General features: G+C 57.9%; 26 protein-coding genes. 17 read left to right on the top strand and 9 right to left on the bottom strand.

Annotated features, from left to right (window positions below):
• Positions 1 to 277 precede the first annotated feature (277 nt).
• The 10 genes from VK574_RS07735 (at position 278) to VK574_RS07690 (ending at position 6,616) form a co-directional block, all read left to right on the top strand.
• Positions 278 to 1,285 carry a hypothetical protein gene (locus tag VK574_RS07735; RefSeq protein WP_472799257.1) on the top strand — a complete coding sequence of 336 codons (1,008 nt, stop codon included), beginning with the start codon at positions 278 to 280 and terminating at the stop codon, positions 1,283 to 1,285.
• A 9-nt stretch (positions 1,286 to 1,294) separates the two neighbouring features.
• Positions 1,295 to 1,618, top strand: a complete 324-nt coding sequence (locus VK574_RS07730) for a hypothetical protein (RefSeq protein WP_472799256.1) — start codon at positions 1,295 to 1,297, stop codon at positions 1,616 to 1,618.
• The gene (locus tag VK574_RS07725) at positions 1,618 to 1,995 is read left to right on the top strand and encodes a hypothetical protein (protein ID WP_472799255.1); all 378 of its coding nucleotides are present in this window, start codon (positions 1,618 to 1,620) and stop codon (positions 1,993 to 1,995) included. The genes VK574_RS07730 and VK574_RS07725 overlap by 1 nt, the downstream gene beginning before the upstream one ends.
• 451 nt (positions 1,996 to 2,446) lie before the next feature.
• A complete protein-coding gene (locus tag VK574_RS07720) occupies positions 2,447 to 2,806 on the top strand; it encodes a hypothetical protein (RefSeq protein ID WP_472799254.1) in 360 nt (119 codons plus the stop codon).
• Between the two features lie 5 nt (positions 2,807 to 2,811).
• Positions 2,812 to 3,069, top strand: coding sequence for a hypothetical protein (locus VK574_RS07715; RefSeq protein ID WP_472799253.1), 258 nt, complete (start codon positions 2,812 to 2,814; stop codon positions 3,067 to 3,069).
• Between the two features lie 8 nt (positions 3,070 to 3,077).
• Positions 3,078 to 3,785, top strand: a complete 708-nt coding sequence (locus VK574_RS07710; RefSeq protein ID WP_472799252.1) for a hypothetical protein — start codon at positions 3,078 to 3,080, stop codon at positions 3,783 to 3,785.
• Positions 3,785 to 4,033 carry a hypothetical protein gene (locus tag VK574_RS07705; protein ID WP_472799251.1) on the top strand — a complete coding sequence of 83 codons (249 nt, stop codon included), beginning with the start codon at positions 3,785 to 3,787 and terminating at the stop codon, positions 4,031 to 4,033. Before VK574_RS07710 ends, VK574_RS07705 begins: the two co-directional genes overlap by 1 nt.
• A 43-nt stretch (positions 4,034 to 4,076) precedes the next feature.
• A complete protein-coding gene (locus tag VK574_RS07700) occupies positions 4,077 to 4,256 on the top strand; it encodes a hypothetical protein (RefSeq protein WP_472799250.1) in 180 nt (59 codons plus the stop codon).
• Between the two features lie 17 nt (positions 4,257 to 4,273).
• Positions 4,274 to 4,873 carry a hypothetical protein gene (locus tag VK574_RS07695; RefSeq protein WP_472799249.1) on the top strand — a complete coding sequence of 200 codons (600 nt, stop codon included), beginning with the start codon at positions 4,274 to 4,276 and terminating at the stop codon, positions 4,871 to 4,873.
• 66 nt (positions 4,874 to 4,939) lie between these two features.
• The gene (locus VK574_RS07690; RefSeq protein WP_472799248.1) at positions 4,940 to 6,616 is read left to right on the top strand and encodes a glycosyl hydrolase family 28-related protein; all 1,677 of its coding nucleotides are present in this window, start codon (positions 4,940 to 4,942) and stop codon (positions 6,614 to 6,616) included.
• Between the two features lie 517 nt (positions 6,617 to 7,133).
• On the opposite strand, the gene VK574_RS07685 is transcribed toward VK574_RS07690, so the two are convergent.
• From VK574_RS07685 to VK574_RS07655, 7 genes are all read right to left on the bottom strand, one after another.
• Positions 7,134 to 9,026 (bottom strand): winged helix-turn-helix domain-containing tetratricopeptide repeat protein, encoded by a 1,893-nt coding sequence (locus VK574_RS07685; RefSeq protein ID WP_472799247.1) that lies wholly within the window; start codon positions 9,024 to 9,026, stop codon positions 7,134 to 7,136.
• Between the two features lie 609 nt (positions 9,027 to 9,635).
• Complete coding sequence (locus VK574_RS07680) at positions 9,636 to 10,691, bottom strand: dihydrodipicolinate synthase family protein (RefSeq protein WP_472799246.1); 1,056 nt, start codon at positions 10,689 to 10,691, stop codon at positions 9,636 to 9,638.
• Between the two features lie 53 nt (positions 10,692 to 10,744).
• Positions 10,745 to 14,032, bottom strand: coding sequence for a carbamoyl-phosphate synthase large subunit (gene carB, locus VK574_RS07675; RefSeq protein WP_472799245.1), 3,288 nt, complete (start codon positions 14,030 to 14,032; stop codon positions 10,745 to 10,747).
• 21 nt (positions 14,033 to 14,053) lie between these two features.
• The gene (locus VK574_RS07670) at positions 14,054 to 14,464 is read right to left on the bottom strand and encodes a carboxypeptidase-like regulatory domain-containing protein (protein ID WP_472799244.1); all 411 of its coding nucleotides are present in this window, start codon (positions 14,462 to 14,464) and stop codon (positions 14,054 to 14,056) included.
• A gap of 80 nt (positions 14,465 to 14,544) precedes the next feature.
• A complete protein-coding gene (carA, locus tag VK574_RS07665) occupies positions 14,545 to 15,678 on the bottom strand; it encodes a glutamine-hydrolyzing carbamoyl-phosphate synthase small subunit (RefSeq protein WP_472799243.1) in 1,134 nt (377 codons plus the stop codon).
• 74 nt (positions 15,679 to 15,752) lie between these two features.
• A complete protein-coding gene (gene lepB, locus VK574_RS07660; RefSeq protein WP_472799242.1) occupies positions 15,753 to 16,361 on the bottom strand; it encodes a signal peptidase I in 609 nt (202 codons plus the stop codon).
• A gap of 31 nt (positions 16,362 to 16,392) precedes the next feature.
• The gene (locus VK574_RS07655; protein ID WP_472799241.1) at positions 16,393 to 17,292 is read right to left on the bottom strand and encodes a TraB/TrbI/VirB10 family type IV secretion system protein; all 900 of its coding nucleotides are present in this window, start codon (positions 17,290 to 17,292) and stop codon (positions 16,393 to 16,395) included.
• Between the two features lie 126 nt (positions 17,293 to 17,418).
• Between VK574_RS07655 and VK574_RS07650 the strand changes: the two genes are divergently transcribed.
• The 4 genes from VK574_RS07650 to VK574_RS07635 all read left to right on the top strand — a co-directional run bounded on the left by VK574_RS07650 (position 17,419) and on the right by VK574_RS07635 (position 21,045).
• Positions 17,419 to 18,573, top strand: coding sequence for a serine hydrolase domain-containing protein (locus VK574_RS07650; RefSeq protein WP_472799240.1), 1,155 nt, complete (start codon positions 17,419 to 17,421; stop codon positions 18,571 to 18,573).
• A 101-nt stretch (positions 18,574 to 18,674) separates the two neighbouring features.
• Positions 18,675 to 19,655 (top strand): N-acetylmuramic acid 6-phosphate etherase, encoded by a 981-nt coding sequence (gene murQ / locus VK574_RS07645; RefSeq protein WP_472799239.1) that lies wholly within the window; start codon positions 18,675 to 18,677, stop codon positions 19,653 to 19,655.
• A 286-nt stretch (positions 19,656 to 19,941) separates the two neighbouring features.
• The gene (locus tag VK574_RS07640) at positions 19,942 to 20,457 is read left to right on the top strand and encodes a hypothetical protein (RefSeq protein WP_472799238.1); all 516 of its coding nucleotides are present in this window, start codon (positions 19,942 to 19,944) and stop codon (positions 20,455 to 20,457) included.
• A gap of 255 nt (positions 20,458 to 20,712) precedes the next feature.
• Complete coding sequence (locus VK574_RS07635; RefSeq protein ID WP_472799237.1) at positions 20,713 to 21,045, top strand: hypothetical protein; 333 nt, start codon at positions 20,713 to 20,715, stop codon at positions 21,043 to 21,045.
• Positions 21,046 to 21,124: 79 nt separating this feature from the next.
• On the opposite strand, the gene VK574_RS07630 is transcribed toward VK574_RS07635, so the two are convergent.
• Positions 21,125 to 22,357 (bottom strand): dipeptidase, encoded by a 1,233-nt coding sequence (locus VK574_RS07630; protein WP_472799236.1) that lies wholly within the window; start codon positions 22,355 to 22,357, stop codon positions 21,125 to 21,127.
• A gap of 379 nt (positions 22,358 to 22,736) precedes the next feature.
• Here VK574_RS07630 and VK574_RS07625 point away from each other — a divergent pair, with 379 nt between their 5' ends.
• The gene (locus tag VK574_RS07625; protein WP_472799235.1) at positions 22,737 to 23,228 is read left to right on the top strand and encodes a hypothetical protein; all 492 of its coding nucleotides are present in this window, start codon (positions 22,737 to 22,739) and stop codon (positions 23,226 to 23,228) included.
• Between the two features lie 120 nt (positions 23,229 to 23,348).
• Here VK574_RS07625 and VK574_RS07620 read toward each other — a convergent pair whose 3' ends face one another.
• Entirely contained in the window at positions 23,349 to 24,791 is a 1,443-nt protein-coding gene (locus VK574_RS07620; RefSeq protein ID WP_472799234.1) for a sialate O-acetylesterase, read from the bottom strand.
• A gap of 363 nt (positions 24,792 to 25,154) precedes the next feature.
• On the opposite strand from VK574_RS07620, the gene VK574_RS07615 reads away from it, so the two are divergent.
• Both VK574_RS07615 and VK574_RS07610 read left to right on the top strand, forming a co-directional pair.
• A complete protein-coding gene (locus tag VK574_RS07615) occupies positions 25,155 to 25,586 on the top strand; it encodes a hypothetical protein (protein ID WP_472799233.1) in 432 nt (143 codons plus the stop codon).
• Positions 25,579 to 26,010 carry a DUF6526 family protein gene (locus VK574_RS07610; RefSeq protein ID WP_472799232.1) on the top strand — a complete coding sequence of 144 codons (432 nt, stop codon included), beginning with the start codon at positions 25,579 to 25,581 and terminating at the stop codon, positions 26,008 to 26,010. Before VK574_RS07615 ends, VK574_RS07610 begins: the two co-directional genes overlap by 8 nt.
• Positions 26,011 to 26,027 lie beyond the last annotated feature (17 nt).

Genomic DNA, 26,027 nt, shown 5'->3' with positions numbered 1-26,027 from the left:
ATACTCCGATTCCCCCTCCAAATTGAATTACGCATAGCTGGCCTCCTGCCGGACGTACCGAGGTGGTGCGTCCGGCTCTTTTTTGTTCCAGCCAACTCTGAAGGGGGAATTCATGAAGCTGACTCATATCGCTCTTTTGTTCGGTCTGATGTTCGTCGCAATTTGGGCGAGCAACAATGTTCCGTTCATTAACAAGTACACGTCGTAACTCAACCCCGGCGAAAGTAGAAACTCGCTGCGTCTGCGTGGGCAACTGACACGAGGAGAAATTTATATTATGGCTTTTGAAGATAGAACTAATCGGGCGCAATACCCTGTGCAGGGTTCCACGCCTGTGATTTTCACGATTCCCCCGGGCGGCAAAGTGCTGCGCGGCAACATCGTCGTTGCGGGCAACGTCGTCATTTCAGGCGGCACAACCAACGGCGCGATTGTTGGCGAGGGCGGTCCTATCAACATCGTGAACTGGATCAAAGTCACTGCCAACCGTGGCGCGAATTCGCGTTACCCCGGTGGGCGCATCGTTGACTGCGATCCTCGTTCCCTCCTGCGTTACGCCATCACGGAGCACAACGGAAAGTTCATCGGCGAACAGTCCGGCTCAGTGCTCGGCAGCGGCGCGGCAGGCACCTATCCGATTTACCTCAGTATCCCGATTTACTGGGCTGATGGCACACTGCGAAACGAGATTCAGACCGCACTCAACTGCGATTTGCTCGACTCGACAGGGCGCCCGGTCTATAGCTCGGTGCAGGTGGAAGTCGATTTCGTGAACTCGCTTGCGACGATCTTCTCTGGCAATGACCGCGTGTTGAACACATCCGGCCTCACCTGCCAATGGGAAGATGACCGGCTCTCCATCGCGACGGATACGGTTCCGATTGTGCAGGAAACTCACATCCAGCAAATCGGCGCAGCGAACCGGCGCATGCAGGATTTCGGTTTGCCGCAGGATGGTTCCTTCCTGTCCTGGCTAATCATGACGGAACAGGGCGCGGCGGCTTTGCTCGCGGATACGATTCTGAATCGTGTCACGCTGCAGTCGCCCACCTTGAACCTCGATGAGTACGCGCAGGATATCCGTCAGCGCATGTACGAGGACAACTGGTACGACCCCGCGCAGGCGGCGGCAGGCCAGTTCTTCTTGGACTTCACTCACGGTCTGCTGCAGAACACAAACCCCGCTCCGGGCTTTAACGTGCGTTACGACGTGTTGAATCCGAGCGGTGCCAACCTCGACCAATTGCGCGTCTATACTCGCCGCGCATTCGCGCTTCTGTCCTAAGGGGGACGGTTGAGGCTCCTGTTTTTTATAACCGCGGTGGTACTCGTCTGGCTCGCGTTCTCAAAAAAGGGCGCGGGCCAATCGAGCGCAGTTGTGAACTATCAGGGGAGTGCAGGTGCGAACGAGCTTGACGACGCGAACGCGAACATCGGCGTAGGCGCCCCTCAGGGTACCAGCACGCTTGAGGATTACGCGAGAGCAGCGCTTCAGACTTACCTACCGGGCGGTGAAGTTGTCGGCATGTCTGATGCGGATTTCTTGAACTATCTGGAGTACGCTCCGGGGATTCCGGTCGCCATCAAGGGACCGCGAAACGATGACGGGGGAAGCTGATGGCACCGACAGGCCTCACCAATTCGAAGGAAGATAATCTCGGAACCGCAGCGGGCAACATGGTCGGACCGCGCGGCGCGATCTTCGCAGTTATCCAGATCACCTTTGCGGCCTCGAACCAGCCGATACAGTTTCCGCAGTACCTTGTGCCTCTCGGCTGCAGCGTAAGTCTGCGCGGGGATAGCGGCGTGGGTGCCAACGCTGCGATTGTGTTCGCGGCGGCAAACCCTAGCGCTCTTCAGCCTGGCGGAAGACGAGCCAGCATCACTCCGGATACGGAGATCACTTACCCGGTCGATAACGTCGGGCAAATCTGGGCAATGGGTACGGCGGGCGATGGGCTACTCGCGACGATTCGCGGGGGAGCAATCGGTTAGGAGGAACGATGGGTATCGTAATTAGCTTGGAGAGGCTTTTGGCTCTCGTACCAAAGAAGAGGCGCACGAAACGGAAGTCGCGACGCAGGCGGAAGGCGAACGGCGAGTTTAAGAAAAAGCGCTAGTCACCGACTGTGATCGTTATCGAGTTTGCTCTTGGCTGACTGAATACGGGAGGCACCCTGAGATCGCGAATGAAAAGGTCGGAAGGATCATCGAAAGTGCATCGGATTTGGACGGTCGAATCAGCGTGGCACGGGCCAGCCGCAACCTGCACAGGATATTCAGTCCGAATCTCGACTACATGATAGGCGCGGTTTTCAATGTTGAGAGTTTTTCCCGGCAGGACGGAATAGGTTTTCGAGTGGTTTTCTTGAGGGCGGGCAACAAGGCAAACCATAAGTAAAGCAGTGATCGCTATAGCGTTTTTCATGATCGAGAGTGTACCAGAATGAGCCTAGAAAAAGTCGAAGACGAAGTGATCGGCGGGGTACTTTTGGTTGCACTTTTGGCGCTTGCCTATTTCGCATTTAGGGCATGGAAGGGGCTTGACGGGTCGGGCGGCGTAATCGTCCAGTTGCTCAAAAAGCTGTGGAATGCGGTAGATGGAGTGTTTTCAAAGTCCGTGGATGCTCTAACCATATCCCCCCTCAGCGGTGAGTGGGGGAGCGGGGTTGACTCAGTCCATACCGGCTCGACGCTCGGGCCTTCCACGGACCCGCTAAGCACTTCAGACTATGCGCCCGATGAATCGATAGATGAGGAACCATTGCAGTCGGTTCCCCTGCCTAGTTCTCCGTTGGGAGGTTAGAAGCAATGAAGGAATATTTAAAGTACGGTGTCTTCATCTTGATTGGCTATTTTGTCCTCCGCTATGTCGGAGGCATCTTTGCGAACGTCAACGGCTCGATTCAATCCGGCACGGACTTTCAGCCGCAGTATCCCGGTTACCCGTATGGCATCGTGACCCTTCAACCTCAGAGCTTCGTGCAATCGCCCGCATCATGGCGCGCGCCCTACAGGGGCGGCGGCTGGCGCGCGCGTAAGGGCGTTGCCTGGGTACCGGGTCAATAAGGGGAATCATGGCGAAGACCAGCACAAATCAGACTCTCATTGTCGGCGGCGTCGTCGTGGTCGGCGGGTACTTCGCGTTGAAGTACATCAGCAAGAATTTCGGAAGCGGCGGAAACGGAACGACGCTCACCGGACCCGCTGGCGGCGGTGCGTATGCTCCCCCCTACTATCCGGATCAGCAGCAGCAGCCGCTGCAGCTTCCGAAGATCCAATTCGGCGGCGGGAACGGTGCGGGGCCTGCAGGGCACGACCTCACCGAACCGGAAGAGCAGTTGCTTGAGCTTCGCGACTTTCAGGCGGCAGGCAATCAGTTGCTCGCACAGAATGCGCCATCGTATCTCGCGGCCGACAACGCCGCAATTCTCGCGGGAAGCGATCATGTAGCGGAGCAGCCTCTCGCGCTCGATTCCGGAAAATCTTTCTTGGATTTCTTTAATGCTGGCGGAACGGCAAGCGATTTCCTTCCCTCCGGATCAATCGGCGACGCGAGTTCCTCTGAGTACGTTGGCTCTGATTACGGCGGCGACTATGGCGGCGACTACAGTGCCGATGGAAGCGGCGGGTCGAGCAGTTCCGATTACAGCGGTTACGGCGCTGGCGACGCGGGCGGATATTCCGACTACGGCGGCGGCGACGGAGGCAGCGGCTACGACAGTGGCAGTTTTAACGATGGGCAGGGCCAAGACTATTCGAGCACTGACGGGGGAGGGTACTAGTGGAAAACAAAATCATGAAGACGGTCGCGCAGCTTGGAGTTATTGCGGTGGCGATCTATGTTGTCGCGACTCTCCTCGGGCGGTCTGAGGAAGCGACGTTGCAGGCGAATGCGCGGAGTAACTATCGCTTGAAACATCAGCCGCGCTCGAACTCAAACGTTAACTACGCGACGAGCGTGGTCGTTGCTCCGAAGGCAGAGGGCGCGCCTTATTTTCAGCCCCCCGTTCAACCATTGACGCGTTATTAGGGGGAACGGTTTGGATGCCGAGCAGCTCAGGCAACATGACAAGATGTACCGGGATTTGTACGAGGGGAGCGGCATAGGAAACCCCTCCATCACTACGCGACTCTCGGTTGCGGAGGACAAGTTGGAGCGAATTCTCGATAGCATCAAGGGCCTCAAATGGTGGGCGATGGGGATTATCGGCTCCGCGCTGGGCGAGGCTCTCGTTCACATCTTCAAGCACTAAGTCAAAGAGGGAGAACTATGAACATTTTTCAAACGATCATCAAGGACGCTCAATCCATCGCATCGAAGGTTGAGAAGTTCCTCGCCGAAGTTGAAGGCGCTGCCCCGACAATCGAGCGCATTACAGCATCGACTCTGCTTGTCGTGGGGCCATTGCTTCAAACCGTCGTCACGATGACCGCTGGCGCGCCTACTGGCGCTCTCGTGGGTGGCGTCATCGCGCAGATTCAAACGAAGCTCGCGGCGGTAAGTCAGTTGACGAGTGCGGCGGGAACATCTGGAAGCGTGTCTGATCTTTTGGCGGGCGTAAGTTCCGATCTTTCCGACCTCGATTCCGTTGCGGCCATCAAGGACCCGAAGGCGCAGGCCAATCTCGCATTGGTCATCAAGGACGTGGAAGCACTGCTGGCAGCCTACAAACCGGTTCCAGCGGCTTCGGCTCCTGCGCCTACACCAGCACCGGCTCCCGCTCCCACGCACCTGCACCTGGCCCCCCAGGGTCCGGATCCGGCTCCCGCGCAGGCAGCTCCCGCACTTGAAACGGAAAAGGTTCCTGCGGCGGAAAGTGATTCGGCTCTGCAGGCGGGACCTGGGCTGCATGCACTCTTCACTCAATAAGCAGTTCCCTCCCTCAAAACCGGGGCGCACTTCGGTGCGCTCCGTTACCCCTTTCGTGAGGACACAATGAAGGCACGAATTTTAATCATCCTTGCAGTTCTGTTGGGGCTGTCGGTCGCATTGAACGCGCAGGATGGTCAGTTGCATGCGAAGGCATTTCCGGGCAGAGACGTAGGGACGATGGCGACGAACGCGCTGGCAGCCTGCCCGCCTACCCCGGCAGTCCCCTGCTATGTCATCCTTGACGCGTCGCTGGCCGCATTTGCTCCCGGCACCCTTCCCACTCCCGGTGCGAATCAATTCATCGTGGACTTCCGGACCGGATGGCCTGGCGGCGGCTCAGGAGGTTCCGGAGCGGGATCATCGTCAGGGCAAAGCGCGTTTAACGTGAAAGACTTTGGAGCTAAGGGAGACGGCGTTACGAATGATTGCGCGGCAGTCACGAGCGCGAATAACCAGAAAGAAGCCGCTGGCGGAGGTATCCTGTTTTTCCCGGTCGGAACCTTCAAGCTTGGAAGTTCCTGCCATTTTACTTTCTCGAATCCGACCGTAGTCAGGGGCAGCGGCCCGTGCTCGGTTTCAATCGGATTCACCTGTCCCTCGATGATTTCTAGCTCCGATCCTACCGGTGTGCTTTTCACTTCCAACTCGGATGTGACGACCTTCGATAGCATCGGACTCATCAATACGTCCACTACGACGGCAGGCGCGGCCGTGCTCGCAAATGGCGCGAATTACTTCTCTGTGGTCAATTGTCAGAACTCCTCCATTGGCAGCTTTTGGGACGACTGGGATGCATGGGTGGGAGGTGGGTGGATCATCGAAGGATGCAATTTTTATAACCCCGGAAACGATGGCATTTCGATCCAGAATTTGCGCAACCAGGACTCAGGCGACTGGGTCATCAAAGATTCGTTCGTTATCGGCGACCAAAGAGCGGGAAATTCAGGCGTCAACGTCATCGGCGGCAACGCTGGAGTGATCGACAATGCAACGATCCTCGGCGCTCCTAGCTCTCCGGGCATCGCGAATGGTGTTCTCATCAGCGCGTGCTATTCGAGCAATAATTCTTTGACGATCAGGAACAGCACGATTCAAGAAATGCAAGGTCCTTCGGTGAATTTGAACGGATGCTCCTCTAATCTGTTCAGCAATGTGCAGGTGATCAACAGCGACCTCGCACCTGTCGGCTTTTTCCCCGCGATTCTAGGCCAATATATCAATGGCCTCTACGTCGAAGGTGGCCAGCTCGCAGCCAGTCCGGGCCAAGCGAATATTGTCCTCACCAACTCGCAAAACATCAAGGTGCGCGACTATCTTCGAAACTTCGGAAATACCACGCCGAACAGCTACACCACGACGACCAACATTGACGACACTTCGCTTCTGAACCTTTCGCAGCAGCATGGCTCAATCGGCTTTTCGACCGGAAATCTAACCTCGGTTTCAACGACGCAGCTCTTCTCCACTTTCCTGCAAGAGATAGATCAGCCCTTGAGCGCTGTGGTTGTGGTCGCGTCGACGTTTACCTGCAGCGGAAATCCCACGGTTCGTTTAGTCGATTGTGGAACGGGCGCAACGTGCTCGCCCGGTACCACGGTTCAATCGGTCGCAGTCTCGGCAGGAAATACGCCGACCGGAAATACATCGACGGCAACACTGCTCGCGACCCACTTCTACGCGTGGAACCTCAGCGGGGGAACCTGCACGGCTCTCACTTTGAGCGGCAGCGCCACATACTAAAAAAGATTGGAGAATGCGCAATGATGGGCTTTAGCTCACTTGCAAAATTGGCTTCTGGCGGGATCGGGCCGGACGAGATGGCGAAGCTCTTGAGGGCGGCGGGAATTGATTTGGAGATGGCTCCAGTTCCCCTCTCGGAGGCTTCCGGCTCGTTTACGGAGCTAGCGCACGCGGTAAGGGTTCCGGGCGCTACGGTCCATCGAATGAGGGGCAGAATGAAGAACGGCGCGCAATTGGAGGCGTTGATTATTTTGGTTCCCTCTCCAAAAGGGTACGAGAATCCCACAAAAGAGGTACTTGCAATTGGGCTTCCTGTGACCGTATAGTTGCTCTCAGTTTTCAGCTATAGCGCGGCAAACCTCTGACTTGACGATAATATCTGTTATCAGACGTAGGCAATATGCTGAAATCACTGCACCTTCCTGTCCCTATGGCGGAAACCGGCCATTTGCAGTCAAGACATACGTTGGGCGTGATTGAGTTCGTCGATTCCCGCTCCGGACGTGAAGTGCAAACCCTAATACGCTACGCCGGTCTTCTGAACGATGGAGCGAAAGCGAGGATCCGAGCGGACAAAGTCGTATGCGGGATCCCCCTGGATCCAAAGAGTGTCCGTGGCACGCTGGCGGTAGCCCTCCTCGAGGAGAGCGAGCGTCTGCTCTTTGTCACCAAGCTGCGCGTAATAACTAGCCAACTCGACAGGAGAGACGTAGTGCCTTTCCGCCTGGAGAAGACGCCGGTCGAGCTGCCAGCGAACAAAGCCACGGACACCGCCCTGCTCGTAGGCACGCCGCAGGTTCGCGGCCGACTGATGGTCTCCCATGAGAATGTGCCATCTTGCCCAGCCGTCCACGGCTTCCTTGTAGTTGCCCATACGTCGCCGTATTTCCATCTCCAGACCGATGAGATTGGGATCGTTGGGATTTGCTTCCAGTCGAAGCCGTATCTCTGCCAATGTCGCATCGAATTGGCGCGTGTATTCGTAAAGAGACGCGAGAGCGTAGGGCCGTGAGAATGGATCAATTTCCATCGCCTTCTTTCCCAAATCGATGGCTTCTGCCTCACGGTTGGCCGCCTGCAGCACACAGGCGCGCAGGTAATACAGATCCCCGTCCTGCGGACTGAGGCTAATGGCGCGGAGAGTCTCTCGGTCAGCGTCTGCCCAATCCCATCGATCGATGAGGAACATGGCACCCATGGCCCGGTGCGCTTCCGGCAGGTCCGGATCCAGTTCGAGTGCGCGTTGCGCTGCCTGCTCCTCTGGAACGATGCTGGTGCGGGGATCGAGAACATCGCCGGCGATACCCTCCCCGTAATAGTCTGCGAGTCCCGCCCAGGCGAGCGCATAATCGGGCTGAAGATCGATCGCTTTCCGAAACCAGGGCCCGGACTCCTCCATGTGGGCGGTGAACCAGAGGTACCTGCCGTGCAGGTAGGCGTCATGCGCTGCTGGGCTCACATAACGGACGGCCTTTATGGTCGGAACCGCACGATACAGTTGCTTCGCAACGGCTTTGGCCGCCTCGTCCGGCAGCGCTGCGACGTCATTGGCGCTGCGGTCATAGCTTTCGGCCCATAGATGTGAATCAGTATCTGCCCGAATGAGCTGAAGAGTCATGTGGACCTGACCGTTGGCGCGTGAGATGGAGCCTTCCAGGATACCGTCGACATTGAGGGCCCGGGCGATCTGCGACAGTGGCTTGCGTGCACCCTTGTACTGCATCACGGATGTGCGCGAGGTGATGCGGAGGGTGGAATCCTTGGCCAGCATGGTGATGAGCTCATCGGTCATCCCATCGGCAAAGTATTCCTGACTAGGGTCGCCGGATAGGTTGTCGAGGGGGATGACGGCGAGCGAAGCGATGGCGGGCTGGGTATTGCGATGAAGAAGGCGCGCGGGAAGTGGATGGGGCCCGAGTGTAACAGCTAAGACTGTGATGAAAACGGCGGCACCCACGGCCATCCCTACCCAGAGACGATCCGATCTAGCTGCCGGAACGGGGTCGGCAGCCGAAGGTGCTTTTACTGGATCGGAAGCGATCGTGGCAACGGTGTTGGGCGCAACCGCTTCGGGCTCCGCATTTTCAATAACGGTGATCGGTGCGATGAAGCGGTATCCGATGCCGATCACGGTTTGGATGAACTTGGGATCTTCGGAGTCGTCACGCAGAAGGTGCCGGAGTTTACGAATAGCGGTGTTGATGCCGTGCTCGGTGTCGACAAAGACGTCGCTGGACCACAGATGCTGAGCAATTTCGGCGCGAGTGACGAGTTCGCCTTTCCGCGAGGCGAGGAGGATGAGTAGCTCCATGGGTTTGCGTTCCACACGAAGGGCCCGGCCGTTGCGGAGCAGCTCAAATCGGCTGCAGTCGAGCCGGAAATCGGCGAATTGAAGAGTCGGACTGCGCACGGGCCCCTCTGCGTCCGAGATAAACATAGTCGTTGTCCAAGGATAGCGCGTACCTGGTTGGGTCTTAGGCAGATAGTGCTTCGCCAAATCAAGACCAGGAGTTTTAGCACGTCTTTATTGCACCCCTCGTTTCTGTCCGTCAACAAGGGTCACCAATTCGGAGCCGCCAAGTCCCCGTCATCTTCCGAGCGCCTTCCCTTCGCCGTTCCTGTCAACCCCCGTTACTTTCATTTCTCACCCAACCCCAACAAAACAAACGAAAGAAAAACCTCGCCGGATTTGCAGGTAATTTCCCCCATTTGGCGCACAATGAATTTGTGTGGGAATGTATCCATCACATTTCAAAATTTCCGCTCGAATCAATAAATCGGAATTGGGAAACTGCGCGATGGACTTGGCTCTAAGCCCTTTATTGAGGAACCTCTACAGCTACGTTCAATCGGAAGAAACCTTTGCAGACAACCTTCCCGTCAAGGCGCTGAAAACAAGTACTTTTCTAAAAGAGGGGGGATAATACCCCCGGTGCAAGGGCTGAGATCGAATCAACCAGAGTGGCGGGTGTGCGGCACGCAGCTGAACAACTGAGTCGAGTCTGAGCGGAGTGCGTGCCTAGTTCCGGATCTCTGCCAGCAACTCCTCCACCGCCGCCTTCTGTTCGGAGGTCAAAGGCAGCAATGGCTGCCGCGGGTATCCGCCATAGTATCCGTTAAAATCGCAAGCGTACTTCACCCCGGCGATCCCCATTTCGGCAACGATCTTCTGGTTGGGTGTGGCGACACTCGACTGCTTGTCTGCAGCCAATTTTGCATCGCGATCTTTCCAGGCGAAGTACACCTCGTAGCATGCTTCCGGTGCACAGGCTGCAAATCCGAGAATGGCACCGGACGCGCCCGCCTCGAGCGATGCCAGGATGTTTGCGGCTGAGCCAGTGAGCACTTGGAATCCAACTTCCCTGCTTCGCGTCTTCAACGGCGTCGCGGGAGGAGCCACCGCAATTGCAGGTCCACCGGCAAGATCGCCCGCCGACACAAATGTCGCCGGAAGCGTTACCGCAGCATTCAGCATGCGGGCGGTCACAGCCTCAAAAACGGGAGTGACGGTGACGGTGCGCCTCGTTACGCCACGCGTGGCTTCCACAATTCCCTTGATGCAGTCCAGGCTACCGCTCGAATCCTTGATGGCGATGATGTTTGGATGATGGGCGAGTTCAGCCACCATCTCGACCGGGATCTGGTAAGGCACGCAGCGCGGAATGTTGTAGAGTACGACCGGCAGCGGCGAGCGGTCCGCAATCGCCCGGAAATAATTTTCGACCACAGACGGCGTCATTTGCGTGGAATAGTAGGTCGGTGTCCGCACCAGCACGGCATCGTATTGAAAGTGAGCCGCCGTCTCTGCCAATTCGAGTACCGCATGCAGGCTTTCGCGGTTCACGCCTGCAATTAGCACCTTCTCAGCGGCTGCAGCCTCGACCGCCGTGCGCAGCACGTCGCGCGTTTCCGCATCATTGAGCGCCGGCGCCTCGCCCGTGGATCCGAGCACCACCATTCCCGCAAGCTGGCTCCGCGAGTACCGGGCCACATTGGCCTCAAGTTTGCGGTAGTAGACCCGCTCGTCGGGATAGAACGGCGTGGTGACGGCGGCAAAAACACCTTCGATCAACATGACTCTATTTTAGAGGAGGCGAGTCAATTCCCTTCTCGCTTCCCTCTCCAGATTCAGTCGACCTTCAAGGAGTGCAGGGTTTGCAACGCATAGACCGTGATATTGTGCTGCTGCATCGCATCGATGCCTTCCACTGCGGCTTGCGCTGCGGCGATGGTTGTAATCGTGGGCACGCGTGCCAGCACCGCAGCCCGGCGAATTGCCTTCTCGTCGAAGAAGGTGTCTTGCCCGCGCGGCGTGTTGATGATCAGCTGGATGCGATCGCCTTTGATCAGGTCAACGACATTCGGCCGACCCTCTTTCACCTTGAATACGCGCTCAACGCTCAACCCGGCACGCTCCAAGACGTTCGCTGTGCCCTCGGTGGCAACCATATGGAAGCCGAGATGCGCGAATCGGCGGGCAAGTTCAACCACCGCAGGCTTGTCGTGATCGTTGACCGTGAAGAAAACAGTGCCACGCGCCGGCAGAACCTGTCCGGCCGAAAGCTGTGCCTTCGCAAATGCTTCGCCGAAGGTCGCAGCCACACCCATCACTTCGCCGGTCGACTTCATCTCCGGCCCGAGCACGGTGTCAACGCCCGCAAACTTCGACCACGGAAATACGGGCGACTTCACGTAAAAGTGTGTTCCGGTTTCAAGATCCTTTTTTGAAGCCAGCTGGTCCGGCAGCAACTCGCGCAGTTTGCGCCCGGTCATGAGACGCGCACCAATCTTGGCCAGGGGAATTCCTGTCGCCTTTGAAACGTACGGCACCGTGCGCGAAGCCCGCGGATTTACCTCAATCACGTAGACATGATCGTTTCCATCGCCGTCGCGTTGAATGGCGAACTGCAGATTCACGAGTCCCACAACTTTGAGCGCAAGCGCGAGCTTGCGCGTATGCTGTCGAATCGTCTCGAGCGTCTCCTCGCGAATGCTGACCGCGGGAAGCACACACGATGAGTCGCCGGAGTGAATGCCGGCCTCCTCGATATGCTGCATGATCCCCGCGATGATCACATCTTCGGAATCGCACAGCGCATCGACATCCACCTCGACCGCATTTTCAAGGAAGTGGTCCACAAGCACCGGGCGGTCCTGCGAGTACTCCACCGCCTGTTTCATGTATTCGGCCACTGCCAGTGCGTCGTAGGCAATCACCATCGCGCGGCCGCCAAGCACGTAGCTGGGACGCACGAGCACCGGGTAGCCGATGCGTTCGCCAACGGCAAGCGCCTGTTCCACGCTGGTTGCCGTACCGCCGGCGGGCTGCGGGATATCAAGATCTTCGAGCAGCTTCCCGAATTGCTTTCGGTCCTCAGCCAGATCGATCGACGCAGGCGATGTGCCGATGATCGGTACGCCGGCTGAGAGCAGACGCTGTGCGAGATTGAGTGGAGTCTGACCGCCAAACTGCACGATCATCCCGATCTTCGCGCCCGACTGCGCTTCATGGTTGTAGACGGCGAGCACATCCTCCAGAACCAGCGGCTCGAAGTAGAGACGATCGCTGGTGTCGTAATCCGTCGAGACGGTCTCGGGATTGCAATTCACCATGATGGTTTCGTAGCCATCGTCTTTCAACGCAAATGCGGCATGGCAACAGCAGTAGTCAAACTCGATGCCCTGCCCGATGCGATTCGGCCCGGAACCGAGGATGATGATCTTCGCCTTGTCGGTCGGCGGCGCCTCGTCTTCTTCGTCGTAGGTCGAGTAGAGATAGGGTGTCATCGACTCGAACTCCGCGGCGCAGGTGTCTACCAGCTTGAAGACGGGACGAATGCCTTTGCCCTCGCGCAGTTCCCTCACCTGCTTGATGCCCTCGTGGCCTTCGAGCTTCCACTCGGTGGCGATGCGCTCGTCGCTCAGGCCGTAGCGCTTCAGCTTCAAAAGCTGCTCGGCGCTGATTTTGTCCGGCGTGATTTCCTGAAGAGATTGCTGCGCCAGCGTCACTTCGCGAATCTGATGCAGGAACCACGGGTCCATTCCGGTGAGCCGTGCCACTTCGCGCACGCTCATGCCGCGTTCAAAGGCGAAGCGGATATAGCCTAGCCGTTCCGGGCGAGGCGTCACCAGCATTTGCGTCAGGCGCCGTGGCTCTAGAACTTCCGTGCCGGTTTTCTTTCCCGTCTCAAGCGCCCGCCATGCCTTCATCAGCGCTTCCTTGAATGTGCGGCCCATCGCCATCACTTCACCGACGGACTTCATCTGCGGTCCGAGCGTGTCGTCCGCACCGGGAAACTTCTCAAACTGCCACTTGGGAATTTTGACAACAACGTAGTCGATGGTCGGCTCGAAGCAGGCAGGCGTCTTGCGCGTGATGTCGTTGGGAATCTCATCGAGCGTATAACCCACAGCAAGCTTCGCCGCGATCTTCGCGATGGGAAAGCCTGTAGCTTTCGATGCCAGCGCCGACGAACGGGAGACACGCGGGTTCATCTCGATCACGGTCATGCGGCCATTGGCCGGATTCACCGCAAACTGCACGTTGGATCCGCCCGTTTCGACGCCGATTTCGCGCATGACGGCGATGGCCGCGTCGCGCATTTTCTGATACTCGCGGTCGGTGAGCGTCTGCGCGGGGGCGACAGTGATGGAGTCGCCCGTATGCACGCCCATCGGATCGAAGTTCTCAATCGAGCAGATAATGATGACGTTGTCGGCGAGGTCGCGCATCACTTCGAGCTCGTATTCTTTCCAGCCGAGGACGCTTTCTTCGATCAGGCATTCATGCACAGGAGAAAGATCGAGGCCGCGTGCCAGGATCTCCATCAGCTCTTCGCGGTTGTAGCCGATGCCGCCGCCCGATCCGCCAAGGGTAAAACTCGGGCGAATGAGAACCGGAAAACCGATCTTGCTTGCGAAATCGAGGCCATCGCGAAGATTGTTGACCAGCGCGGACTTTGAAACGTCGAGGCCGATGCGCAGCATGGCGTCTTTGAAGAGCAGCCGGTCTTCGGCTTTTTTGATGGCCTCGAGCTTGGCGCCGATCAGTTCAACGTTGTAGCGATCGAGAATGCCGGCGTCTGCCAGATCGACGGCCAGGTTCAGGGCGGTCTGTCCGCCCACGGTGGGTAACAACGCGAATTTACCGGAGCCTTCGCCGAGCAATGCCGCCTCGATGCGGATGATCTCTTCGACGTACTCGCGGGTCAGGGGTTCAATGTAGGTGCGGTCGGCAAGGTCGGGATCGGTCATGATGGTGGCCGGGTTCGAATTCACCAGTACCACCTCATAGCCCTCCTGCTTGAGAGCCTTGCAGGCTTGCGTGCCGGAGTAGTCAAACTCTGCCGACTGCCCGATCACGATCGGCCCCGAGCCGATTACGAGAATCTTTTGAATGTCATTTCTGCGTGGCATTCTTTTCTTCGCTTCCCTGACTTAACGTCGGTTTCTTTTATGAATTTCACGGTCGAAGTCGTGCTTGTTGGTCAGGATCAAGGAACACTCATCCTGGCAGGCTCCGGGGCCTAAAATCACGTAAAGCTTTTTCCGCTCCAGTGCTGTCACTACCTCATCTGTAACTACGATCTCTCTGAGTGCAGGCGCATACTCTGTTCGCGCCACTTGAAATGTATACGGCCCCTTAACATGCTCGAATCGGAACCATCCGGTCTTGTCGGTTCGCGCCTTCAACGCGATTTTCCCGTCCCTCGACAGCGTGACTTCTACATCCACTGCCGGATGCCCCACGGGGTTCACGACGTAACCATCAACATGCCCCAGGCGTTCCGGACCAGGAATGTCGACCTGCGCACTTGAGGTTCCGGCGACTGTTACGTAGACAAGCATCCAGAAAGCTGCGCTCAAAAAACAGCGGAGCCAAGGCCCCGCCGGTCTCGCCAAAATCGCCGGTAAAGATTCCCTTCGCTTCATCCCTTCCACTCCTCCATCATTTTGCGGAAGTCGCGGAACAGATAATGCGAGTCGTGCGGTCCCGGTGCGGCCTCTGGGTGATACTGCACGCTGAAGAGCGGCAGCGTCTTGTGCCGCAGTCCTTCGAGCGTATTGTCGTTCAGGTCTACGTGTGTCAATGCAACGTCGTTGGCGTTGATCGAGTCAGGATCGACGGCGAAGTTGTGATTGTGCGCCGTGATCTCAACTTTTCCCGTCGTGTTGTTGCGCACGGGATGATTTCCGCCGTGGTGCCCGAACTTCAGCTTGTAGGTCTTTCCGCCAAGCGCAAGTCCGCAGAGCTGATGTCCCAGGCAGATGCCGAAGACCGGCACGCGGCCCATCATGTCGCGTATCGCCTGCACCGCATAATCCACCGGCTCTGGATCGCCTGGTCCGTTCGAGAGAAACACACCGTCCGGCTTCATCGCCATCACGTCGACCGCCGTCGTCTCCGCCGGAACCACGGTTACGCGGCAACCCTCGCGCGCGAGCATCCGCAGGATGTTCTGCTTGATGCCGAAGTCGTACGCAACGACGTGAAGCGTTGGCTTGTCCACCGCGGACGGCAACAGCGGATCGTTCCCCTGATAGCGCGGGTCCGACGCGTCGAAGGTGTAGGACGCCTTTGTCGAAACCACCTTGGCGAGGTCCGTCCCATCCATCTTGCGAATTCTTCTGGCCTTTTGGACGAGCGCATCGACATCCGAACTCTCGGTCGAAATCACCGCGCGCATCACGCCATGGGTGCGCAGATGACGCACCAGTGCGCGCGTGTCGATCTCTGCAAGCACCGGCACCGAATAGCGCTCCATATACTCGTCGGTCACCTGCTCGGAGCGCCAGTTAGAGCCGATCGCAGAGAATTCACGCACGATCAGGCCCTCAATATAGGGTCTGGCCGACTCGTTGTCTGCCTGGTTCGTGCCGTAGTTGCCGATCTGGGGATTTGTAAGAACGACGATTTGACCAGCATAGGAGGGATCGGTAGCGATTTCCTGATAGCCGGTTAGGGAAGTGTTGAAAACTACTTCTCCCTGGCATTCGCCGGGGTGACCGTAGCCTTCGCCGCGGAAGATGCGCCCGTCTTCGAGCGCAAGGATCGCCTGCATCGCCTCTCCGAGGAGTGGATTCAATCGATTTTAGCAGGTTTCAGCGTGCAGCGCCGGACGTGGAAAACGCGATTCTATTTCACTTCACCCACATCCTTGGCCGGCCAATAAACGAATACCGCCTTGCCATAGATGAGGTCGCGCTCCACGACTCCAAATTCCCTGCTATCCGATGAGATTGACCGGTGGTCGCCCATCACGAAATAGCAGTCGTCGGGAATTACGGTCGCCGTATATGAGCGCGTATCGCGGTACATCGGAGGGACGTACCTCTCGGCGAGAGCCTTGCCATTCACCCATACCTGTCCGTGATCGATGCGGAGGATGTCGCCCGGGAGCGCAATTACGCGCTTGATGTAGCTCTTCTCCGGATCACGCGGATAGTGAAACACGACCACATCGCCGCGTTCGATCGACGAGATGTGGTAAACGAACTTGTTGATGAAGAGCCGGTCGTGATCCTCGAGCCGCGGAAGCATGCTGGTGCCTTCGACACGGACGGGCTGGTAGAGAAAGAGGATGATCAGAACAGAAACGCCGGCAGAGATCAGCAGATCGCGAAGCCACAGGCCGAGGCCCAGCCCGGCGTTTTGCTGCGCGGCAACCGGTTGCGCTGCCGCTCCAGGCATTGCAGTTGGGGAAGAAATCTCAGTTACGGCCGGTCCTTGAACGTTTGTCGACATCTCTATCTCGAATTATTAAATGCCACGGAGTTTAACTGCAACCCAAACCTCCCGGCGGGCATATGAGCTGTGGATGCCCCGGCTTCTGCATTGGCCGTGGCTGGCTCGGAGAAGGAACCATGGCGGGCGCCGCTCCGGGTGCCGTTCCTTCAGCGAGATTTTCTTCTTCCAGGATCAGCGGCCTCTGCAACACCATCTCGACTTGAGTCCCTGCTTCGATATTGACGTCGGCGCCGCGTGTGAAGAGCGAAACCAGGCCGACCGCTGCAAGTCCCGCGCCAAGCCCACCAAAGCTGCCGGCGAGCGGGTGCCCCCCACCGAGGCCGGCAATCGAGCCAACCGTGGCGCCTGTCGGCAGTGCAATCTCCGCAGTCTTGGCGGCGTTGCGGGTCTTGTCCGTGTCCTGTTCGATGGTGCCTTCGCCGTCCTTTACTTTCTGCTTGCTGGCGCCAGGCAGGCCGCTGACGACTCCAGGAATCTCAACTACGGTGCCATTTGGAAAGATGATGGAGGTGAAGTGCATGTCGAGCTGCGCTCTTCCCTTCACATGGCCTGCGCGCGTCACGCGGTCAACCACGCCCTGCACAAAGACGCCGGAGGGGATCATCACTCTATTCCCCACTACGACAGGAAACGCCGACGCCAGGTAAACACCATCGCCGGCCCTGGCGCTTTTCGAATTCAACGAACTGCGCAACTGCAGCAGGACCTTGGTTCCGGCCGGCACCGCGTACGTCTTCTTTGGTGCACTTGCCGTGTCCGCGTTTATTGGCGCTACCGGTACGGGATCGGATATTGCGGGTTGGGAAGCGGCGGCCTGCACGCCGTCGGCTGGCGGAGGCGTTTGAGCCATCACTGTTCCCAACACGCCGAATTGCATGGCCGCGGCCGATAAAAGCGTCGCTGTCAATCTCTTGCTTCCGAGACGCATTTATTCCTCCCGAGTGCTCTTATAGAGATAGACGGACAGTTTTGCTGCAAAGATAGCTGCCCAAACATTTTTCAATGAACACTATTTCAGAGTACGCTAAATTCGTGAGCATTGGAGAGGCGAACCATGAATCCCGAGAGCACACATTCTTACGCGAGTATCGCCGATATGCCTGAGCAATCGGAGCGATTTGCGGGCGTTTACAAGGTGCTCCAGAATGCCATCGCCACGCACGCCTTTCCGGGCTGCGCATTCGGGGTATTTGCGGGCGGCGAAACCGTTCTTGAAGACGCTCTGGGCCGCTTTACCTACGAGACGGAGTCCCCGTCGGTAGAGCCGCATACGGTCTTTGACGTCGCCAGTATCACCAAGGTCGTTTCGACGACTGCGGCCGCCATGCTGCTCTACCAGCGCGGGCTGCTCGACCTGGACATGCCCCTGGGCGAACTGCTTCCCGGCTTCGTTGTTGGCCGCGACAGCGCAAAACTCGCACGCCTGGTCACGCTTCGTCACCTGCTGGCGCATAACTCCGGCCTCCCCGGCTACGTGGAGTTCTTTCGCACGGTCGCAACACCCGCAGAGCTTTATCGCGCATGCCTGGAACTACCAGTCGAAGCGGTGCCCGGCGAACGGAGCGAGTACTCCGATCCCGGCTTCATTCTGCTGGGCAAGGCGCTGGAAGTCCTGACTCGGGAGAATTTGGCGGTCTGGGCACAGAAGGAGGTTTTCGGGCCGCTGGGGCTCACAGCGACGTTATTCTCTCCTTCGATTGCGCAAAGGGCACTAATTCCGCCGACCGAAATCGACAATACATTCCGGCACAGGCTCATTCAGGGCGAAGTGCAGGACGAGAATGCGTGGATTCTGAATGGAGCCGCCGGCCACGCTGGCCTCTTTTCCAACGTGGCGGACCTGCTTCGGTTCGCAGCTGAGATTCTCGCTACATCCGACAATGGCAGCCCGCAAAACGCTTCGGCACTCTTTACCAGCGATACGGTCGACTCTTTCGCAATGCCGCAGGGTCCTGAAGGTGCTTCGCGCGCGCTTGGCTGGGACACACGATCCAAAGAATCGTCTGCTGGACAATACTTCTCGGCCCATTCGATCGGGCACCTCGGCTTCAGCGGATGTTCCCTTTGGATCGATCTCGACGCCTCAGTCACTGCCGTACTGCTTACCAATCGCACCTGGCCCGATCGTCAAACCCAGTTGATCAGGGAGGTCCGTCCAGCTTTTCATGACGCGGTCAGGCTGGCGCTGTCTGACGGACAAGCCCTCTGATTTGAAGAAATTCAATGACATAAAAGTGACATTTCCTCTCGCCATATTCTGGAGCGGCTTGCCCAGATTGCAGATACAATAGATTCTGGGGACAGACTTTGATGTTAACCAGTACGACGACGCATGAAGGCGCCGGCGCTCACGGGAAAGAGGAAACCAAGTCGGACCCGGCTTCCCTCCTCCAGCACCTGACTACCGAAAGCCAAAATGAAGCATCTCAAGGCTTTGACACCAAGTCGGCGCTGGAGATAGCCCGCATCATCAACCACGAAGACGCCAAGATCGCCACAGCGGTCAAGAAGGCTCTACCGGAAATCGCAGAGGTTATCGATCACGTGGCGCGCAGTTTGCGCGACGGCGGCCGCCTGATCTATATCGGTGCCGGTTCGAGCGGCCGCATTGCTGCTCTTGATGCCTCTGAGTGCCCCCCCACCTACTCGACAGCTCCGGGACAGGTGCAGTACATCATGGCCGGCGGTCCCAAGGCCCTGGCCTCCGCCGTCGAGGTCAACGAAGATTCCGAGGAACTCGGGCAGCGCGATATCGCGCGACGCCGTCCCACCCGCAAGGATGTTGTGATCGGTCTCTCCGCTTCCGGCCGTACACCTTATGTGGTCGCCGCTACCGCTTACGCACGCGCGCGCGGAGCATATACGGCCGCGGTTACCTGCAATCAGGGGACCCCCGTGGCTGAAGTTGCCGATATCGCCATCATCGCGGAGGTTGGCGCCGAAGTGATCTCCGGCTCAACCCGTATGAAGGCTGCCAGCGCACAAAAGATGATCCTCAACATGATCACCACCGGCGCGATGACGCGGCTTGGCTACGTGTACGAAAACCTGATGGTCAACGTACACATGCAGAACTCCAAGTTGGTAGAGCGCGGCATTCGCATCTTGATGAGCGCCTGCAAAATCGACCGCGAAACTGCCGTGCAGACCATCAAAAGCGCCGGCCGCAGCGTCCCGGTCGCGCTGGTCATGTTGAAAGCCAAAGTCGACAAGCCTGAAGCCGTCCGCCGCCTTGCCAAATCCGACGGCAACGTCCGCCTCGCCATCGAGGACAACGTCCTCGAACTCTAGCTGCTGTCGTCCACCGCCGACCAGGCGACCATTGATCTCCTTCCCTTACCGTTCATCAGCGTCGCTTTGTCCCTGTGACGAAGAGGCAGGTGAACGGAAAGACCAATCATTCCCCGAGGAATTCGGGTACCTAGGTTGTACCGGTAAGGCGCGAAGTTGTATTTACGGTTGGTTGTCCGGGGCGTGTACTGATCCGATCAGCAGAGGTCGGTGGCCGGGTTTTTAAAATCCGGATGGGTTCCGTTGCCGCGGCCTCGAACAAAGAGAATTTAGAGGGAGGTCATCGATGAAGGCACGGCTCATCTTCCACGGGGTTGCGATTCTCATGCTTCTGGCCACCATTGCTGCAGCACAAACGCCCGGAAAACCTAAGACAGCACCCGCTGGGCGATCTGCCGATAGCGAAGCGACAAGCGAGCGAGCCAACGGCCGCGAGGTGTCTAAAGGAATGGCTAAGGGACGCCACCTGCGTCAGCCGATGGTGATTGCCGCAGACAAGTCGCTCGGTTCCGCGCATGCCACAGAGTCACTCGTCGCGAACACCCAGGCAGACAAGGCCAGGGGCGGCCAGATGCAAAGCGCATCGGCAAATCTGATTTATAAGGACAGTAAGATCGCCAGTAGCAATCCGCTGTATGAATCGAAGGAGAGGCAGGCTGCTTCCAGTTCCGGTGCGAGCCACGAGGTCGTCGAGTACAAGGATCCGGAAGATATGACCACACACGATCGTCCGGGAAACAACAAGACTTCAGAGATCAAGCCATCCACGGCCTCCGCCACCAGCACCCCACCAGGAAAATAGGATCGTCGAGCCTTGACCTGAAGAATGTGCGCCGGACCAGAAGCAACACGGTCCGGCGTTCCGCATTTTGCAGTCAAGAATTTCTAACTAAAGCATTTATGCCCCGTTGCACCTTCGTGGGAGGAGGGGCTGCGCAGGTTGTATTTACCGTGACCCGGTGCGTCGGGTGTACTAACACCAAATAGCAGGGGCCGCATGAACGGTTCAGCCCCTCGTCCACCTGGCGTACTTCGCAGGTCTTTCCGGGAGTTGTACATGAAATCACGGATTTGCTTTTATTTTGCCGCCGTAGTTGCCTTGGTTCTCTTTGTTGCCTCGCTATCCTCACACGCCACTGAACGGCGCGATCCGCTGATTGTGCCGGAAGCGCAGCAGACGCAGGGTGCCAAGACAGCGCACTCCAATCACGCGAAGGGCTCGCAAAAGAAGCCTGCGACCAGGAACGCGCAAAAGCCGAAGGCCTCGAGCGCATCTGCCGACAAGAGTAGCGATCAAGACGCGAATACGCCGTTTGAAGGCAAGGACCAAGCGGTTTCGGAGAGTTCGTCAGGCTCTGGCAAGAGCCCCCGCACGAGAGCGGGTAAATAGTCCCGCGGCACAAGCAGAAAACTTACACTATCTCAATTGCGACTGATGGAAGCAGTCATCGCAAAGAGCCATAGCAATCCTATTTCGGCTGCTTCTCGAATGGCTGCTTATCGGTGATGCGCGGACGATTTTCGGCCTGCAGCTCTTTGCTGACGTTTTCAATCTCACGGAAAACGCGGAGGAGGTTGCCGCCGAGAATCTTTCGGCAGTCTTCAGCCGAGTAGCCGCGCTGCATCAGCGCAGCCGTAATTTTGGGGATGTCGCCGGGCGAGTCGATGCCTTCGGGAAGCTGGCCGGTGACGCCGTCGAAGTCGGAGCCAAGTCCAACGTGATCGACGCCAGCAATCTTGGCGATGTGGTCGATGTGGTCAATGAGTTCGGAGAGTGGCGGACGCGGAATGCGATCGGCATACTGGCGCTGCAGCTTCTCGATCTCGTCTGATGGCGCTTCCTTCCCGTCCGCCTTGTACTTATCCTTGAGCGTCTGGACGGCCTTGTTGACTTCGGGCTGCTGCGCTTTTTGCGCGTCGCGATATTTTTGCGAAATGAAAGCCGAATAGAAATTGACCTGCACCACGCCGCCCTTGGAGCCGGGACCGCCGGAGTTGGCGACTGCGCGAAGCATGTCATCCGTCATGTTTCTCGGTGCGTCACAAAGAGCGCGAGCGGCCGAGTGAGAAGCGATGACCGGAGCGCGGGTGATGATCAGGGTCCGATAGAAGGTGCGATCGGAGACGTGGGAGATATCGACCATCATGCCCAGCCGGTTCATCTCATAAACGACGTCTTTGCCGAATTCGCTGAGGCCTTCCTTGGTGTGCGGGACAGAAGTGTCATTGATATCGCCAGATGAGTCGGCCCAGCCATTGGAGTTGGACCAGGTCAGCGTCATGTAGCGCACGCCAAGCGAATAGAACTGGCGCAGCAGTGCAAGAGAGTCTTCGATGGAATGGCCGCCCTCGATTCCCATGAGCGCGGCGATCTTGTGCTCGCGGTGCGCGAGTTCGATTCCCTCCGGTGAGGTCACGAACATCATTTTGTCCTGGTGCTTTGCGACCTGCTGCTTGACGGCGTCAATGAGGACGAGCGTGCGGCGCGCGAAGTGGGCCTGGTTCTGCACGGGATCGACCCAGATGGAGAAGAACTCAGCGCCGAGGTTTCCCTTTTCAGCGGCTTCAAGGTTCCAGTTGCCGCCATTCAGCGGATCGCCAAGGTCGTAGTTCTCGTCCACGAATCGCTGTGGCGTGTCGGCATGCGTGTCGATGATGATGGCAGAGCGTTCGACTTGTTCGGAAGAAAGTTTTGTAGTCATTTTCGAGGAAGTTTTGGGTGTAGTTTGTGCGCACAACATTGCCGGAAGTGCGACCACCAGGGAGGCAAGCAAAGCACGAGTCCGCATAGGCTTGGGATGAGTGTACTAAGGAACAGGGAATAGGGACCAGGGATTAAGGGAGTGACGGGCGGTCCGAAGGAGTCCTTACCGATCCGGTTTCGGGTCGAATAGGGCGGTGTTGTGTCGGCTGTGGTTATCGACATTCGACAGTAGACTGGGCGAAATTTGGAGGCTGCGTGCAACCACTTGGTAACGTAGAAGGCCTACCGAAAAGGCGGATTCTTGTTTTTCCGGGAGATAGAGAGTGCTAAAATTCATCCCAAATCATCGCTTATTGCACCGAAAGGGGTTAACGGGGATGCGTTCTTTTCGCCACTTGTCCGTAATGGCTGCTGTTGCCGCACTTGTGTTCGGTTCCTCGCTGCGTCTGGGAGGCCAGAGCGCGGACTTGCCGGATACCGCTCCGATTGCCACCATCGGGGCTGGATCGACCGTTGCTGTGAATACCGAAGTGATTCTGCCTGCAAACCAGGGAACGATTTACTTCCAAGGCGGCGCGATTACGACCTGGGAGCAACTCGACAAGAAGTCCCCGAGCTGTCGGCTCTCGACCGTCGAAAGCCCCGCGGTGCGGCGCCTGGTAGCGGGCCGGAAGATTGTCATTACGGGAACGCGACAGAACAATGCGAGCGTCAACTTCTATGGCGACGTCCTCGAGTTTCAGGAAGACGCTACGGTAGGCGAAATGCAATGCGCTCCCGGCCACAAGGGATCGATGTCGATCGGTGAACTGAAACAAGTGTTCGGAGGGATCTTCTCCCTGCTTCAGGCGCCGCCGATCGTGGGATAGCCAAGTTCCGAGTTCTTAGTTCGGAGTTCAAAGTTTTCTTCAGGAGTGAGAATGGCCCGGCTTTTTGAGCTGGGCCATTCTGCGCTTGGGCCCATTTCAATGATGAGAATTGGGGTGGCACTACCGTTCTGAGGTGAAGGGCGAGGCGGGCAGGCCTTCGCTGTTGAAGAGATTGCACTGAGGGCTGTTGGCCCAGCCATAGCGGATTCGGACAGGTACGGGCACGTCGGGACTAGAGGCGACAACGGTCGTGCCGTCGATGGTTGCAGTGGCGGGAACGTAGTGGCCGTCTCTGCCGGCGATTTCAATGCCGGTGGCCGCACCGCCCCGGGCCGTGAATCCCGCAGCGTGATCGAAGTATGCGCGAATCGATGCACCTTCTGGCGTAGCCTCGCGGAACACGGGGCCGGAATACTCGACTGTTTCGCCGTAGGTAAGGGCGCGGGCTCCGCGGGCCAGGCGCAGGCCGACGTCGAGCTTGTCAGTGGGATGGACGTCGGTGGGATTGCCGATGTCGATGGTGACGACCAAGGCGGTATTGCGCATGGCGAGAGTGCGCACCTGCTGTTCGCGCAGTTCAGCCCAGTCTTCGAGAGGCGTGGAGGTGAAGTTGGAGATCTGGACGTAGAGAAATGGAAAGTCTCCGACGCCCCACTGGCGACGCCAGTCTTCAATCAGCGTGCGCATGATGCGGTCATAGGAGTGAACGCGCGCGAGGGCGCTGTTACTTTCGCCTTGGTACCAGATGACTCCGCGAATCGGCAGCGGCGTGAGCGGCGCGATCATGCCGTTCCACAGCAGCCCCGGCCCCCAGCTGTTGAGCGGTGGATGCCATGGAAACTGCGGAATGGGCTTTCCCGCGGCTTTCGCTTCGGCAATCTGGCGCTGCTGATCCTTTTCATCGGCGACGGCATCGGCGGCGGTATCGGTCATTTTTCCGCGGGAGACGAAAACGGGCGCAAGCGATGCATCTTCGCCAAGAGCTGTCAGGCGTACCCAGGACTCGCCGACCGTTCCGCCCCAAGTGGCGTCGATGACGCCGACCGCTGCATGCTCGCGCGCGGCGATGTCGCGGGCAAAATACCACGCGACTGCAGAGAAATCCTTCGCAGTCTCGGGAGTGGAGAGCGTCCAGCCGTCAGTGTCGGCGTCAGGCATGGCGTAGTCGGAGCTGCGCTTGCGAATCATCAGCAGGCGAATCTGCGGATTTGCCGCGTTGGGTAAATCCTGTGCGGCGGTGGCGGCTCGACTCAGAGGAAACTCCATGTTGGACTGCCCGGATGCGACCCATATATCGCCGACCATGATGTCGTCGAGGATGATGGGCTGTTCAGGAGCAGCACTGGCTCCGGTGGCAGGAATTCCTTTTACGGTGAGTTGAAATGGCCCGCCGGCAGGCCCGGGCTTGAGGTAGATGTTCCAGTGGCCGAGCGGGTCAGTCTCCGTTCCGCGTGCCTCACCGCGGAAAGAGACGCTGACAGGCTCGCCCGGCGCTGCGCTGCCCCATACGTGCACGGGCAGATCCCGCTGGATGACCATGTGGCTGGAGAGAATTCTCGGCAAAGTTACCTGAGCAGATACAACAAGGGACGGAAATAAAAGAACGACTGGAATGATTGATATGCGCACAGAAGCCTCACGCTGTGAAGATCGACCGAAGTCCAGAGCACACCGATGCTCACTCGTTTCGGAAAGAGAACGTTATCAGAGCCGGACGGGGTTCGCCAGAAGGTATGGTCGGCGCGACATTCAAGTGCAACTCGTGTCGAAGCAATCGACCCATTGGCGCGTGTGGTGTTCCTGTGTTGGAGTTGGCTTCAAAACACGCGAAAGCCGGCAGACTACGGGTGATTGGGACAGAATCACAATCTGCTGAACCAGTATTTTCCGCGGATATTCCAGCGCAGCATCTTTCCGGATGAGGGGATGACCACCCCTAAACAGATCACATACAAGCTGGAGCGTTACGCGCGCAAGCACCCTGAGGTTCATTTGGATATCTTTGAAATCCCTCAGATTCCCGGGTATCGCCGCATGAGCCGATCAAACAAGAGCATTTCGGAGTCGCTGATTACGACTGCGTATGCTCTACCAATTGCGATCGTGAATCCTTACCTCGCCGGTGGGCTGTTCGTCGATTACGTTGTGCGCGGGCGCTATCACCTGATTCCGAACGACCTGACCAAGCTTGCGCCCGACGATCTTGAAGCGTTGACATCTTCCGGTTCATCCACTGAGAATCCCCTCAGCGCAAGTGTCCAGGTCCACAGCGCCGCTGCTGCCGGCGGCAGAGCGGAGATGCCCTCCGCGGCGACAGCCAACTCCGGCCTGAAAGAAATTGTGGACACGCATGAGTGAGACCCAGAGCTTGAAAAATCACGCTCGATTCGACCCCTACTATCACTTCTTCATTTTCGCGCTGTACCTGGTGAACCTGGTGTATGCGGGTTTCCACCTGTACCGGCAACCGAGCCTCTCTTCGGGGTGGTACCTTGTGCTGTCACTGGCTGTGATCGTGCCGATTTTCAAGCTCCGCACCTATCCGCTGAAAGTGCAGGACAGGGTCATCCGGCTGGAGGAGCGGCTGCGGCTGCAGGCGCTGGCTCCGCAACAATGGCACGCACAGATTTACCGCCTCAAGGAAAACCAGTTGATCGCATTGCGGTTTGCCGCCGATGACGAGGTGGTGGAGCTTGCCAAGCAGGCGCTTGAACACAACCTCGACCGCAAGCAGATCAAGGAACGGATCAAGAGTTGGCGGGCGGATGAGTGGCGGGTGTGAAGTCGCATGCGCTGGCG

Origin of the sequence: Occallatibacter sp., from assembly GCF_035317045.1 — a bacterium.
In the GTDB taxonomy this organism is placed as follows: domain Bacteria; phylum Acidobacteriota; class Terriglobia; order Terriglobales; family Acidobacteriaceae; genus Telmatobacter.
Note: the sequence above shows the minus strand (reverse complement) of the source record. Positions and strands in the feature narration are given on the sequence as shown.

Bases quoted from the DNA above. Each gene is read 5' to 3' on its own strand.
- VK574_RS07735 (WP_472799257.1), top strand. From the start codon at position 278: ATGGCTTTTGAAGATAGAACTAATCGGGCGCAATACCCTGTGCAGGGT.
- VK574_RS07725 (WP_472799255.1), top strand. From the start codon at position 1,618: ATGGCACCGACAGGCCTCACCAATTCGAAGGAAGATAATCTCGGAACC.
- VK574_RS07720 (WP_472799254.1), top strand. From the start codon at position 2,447: ATGAGCCTAGAAAAAGTCGAAGACGAAGTGATCGGCGGGGTACTTTTG.
- VK574_RS07715 (WP_472799253.1), top strand. From the start codon at position 2,812: ATGAAGGAATATTTAAAGTACGGTGTCTTCATCTTGATTGGCTATTTT.
- VK574_RS07710 (WP_472799252.1), top strand. From the start codon at position 3,078: ATGGCGAAGACCAGCACAAATCAGACTCTCATTGTCGGCGGCGTCGTC.
- VK574_RS07700 (WP_472799250.1), top strand. From the start codon at position 4,077: ATGTACCGGGATTTGTACGAGGGGAGCGGCATAGGAAACCCCTCCATC.
- VK574_RS07695 (WP_472799249.1), top strand. From the start codon at position 4,274: ATGAACATTTTTCAAACGATCATCAAGGACGCTCAATCCATCGCATCG.
- VK574_RS07690 (WP_472799248.1), top strand. From the start codon at position 4,940: ATGAAGGCACGAATTTTAATCATCCTTGCAGTTCTGTTGGGGCTGTCG.
- VK574_RS07680 (WP_472799246.1), bottom strand. From the start codon at position 10,691: ATGTTGATCGAAGGTGTTTTTGCCGCCGTCACCACGCCGTTCTATCCC.
- carB (WP_472799245.1), bottom strand. From the start codon at position 14,032: ATGCCACGCAGAAATGACATTCAAAAGATTCTCGTAATCGGCTCGGGG.
- VK574_RS07670 (WP_472799244.1), bottom strand. From the start codon at position 14,464: ATGCTTGTCTACGTAACAGTCGCCGGAACCTCAAGTGCGCAGGTCGAC.
- carA (WP_472799243.1), bottom strand. From the start codon at position 15,678: ATGCAGGCGATCCTTGCGCTCGAAGACGGGCGCATCTTCCGCGGCGAA.
- lepB (WP_472799242.1), bottom strand. From the start codon at position 16,361: ATGTCGACAAACGTTCAAGGACCGGCCGTAACTGAGATTTCTTCCCCA.
- VK574_RS07655 (WP_472799241.1), bottom strand. From the start codon at position 17,292: ATGCGTCTCGGAAGCAAGAGATTGACAGCGACGCTTTTATCGGCCGCG.
- VK574_RS07650 (WP_472799240.1), top strand. From the start codon at position 17,419: ATGAATCCCGAGAGCACACATTCTTACGCGAGTATCGCCGATATGCCT.
- murQ (WP_472799239.1), top strand. From the start codon at position 18,675: ATGTTAACCAGTACGACGACGCATGAAGGCGCCGGCGCTCACGGGAAA.
- VK574_RS07640 (WP_472799238.1), top strand. From the start codon at position 19,942: ATGAAGGCACGGCTCATCTTCCACGGGGTTGCGATTCTCATGCTTCTG.
- VK574_RS07635 (WP_472799237.1), top strand. From the start codon at position 20,713: ATGAAATCACGGATTTGCTTTTATTTTGCCGCCGTAGTTGCCTTGGTT.
- VK574_RS07630 (WP_472799236.1), bottom strand. From the start codon at position 22,357: ATGACTACAAAACTTTCTTCCGAACAAGTCGAACGCTCTGCCATCATC.
- VK574_RS07625 (WP_472799235.1), top strand. From the start codon at position 22,737: ATGCGTTCTTTTCGCCACTTGTCCGTAATGGCTGCTGTTGCCGCACTT.
- VK574_RS07615 (WP_472799233.1), top strand. From the start codon at position 25,155: ATGACCACCCCTAAACAGATCACATACAAGCTGGAGCGTTACGCGCGC.
- VK574_RS07610 (WP_472799232.1), top strand. From the start codon at position 25,579: ATGAGTGAGACCCAGAGCTTGAAAAATCACGCTCGATTCGACCCCTAC.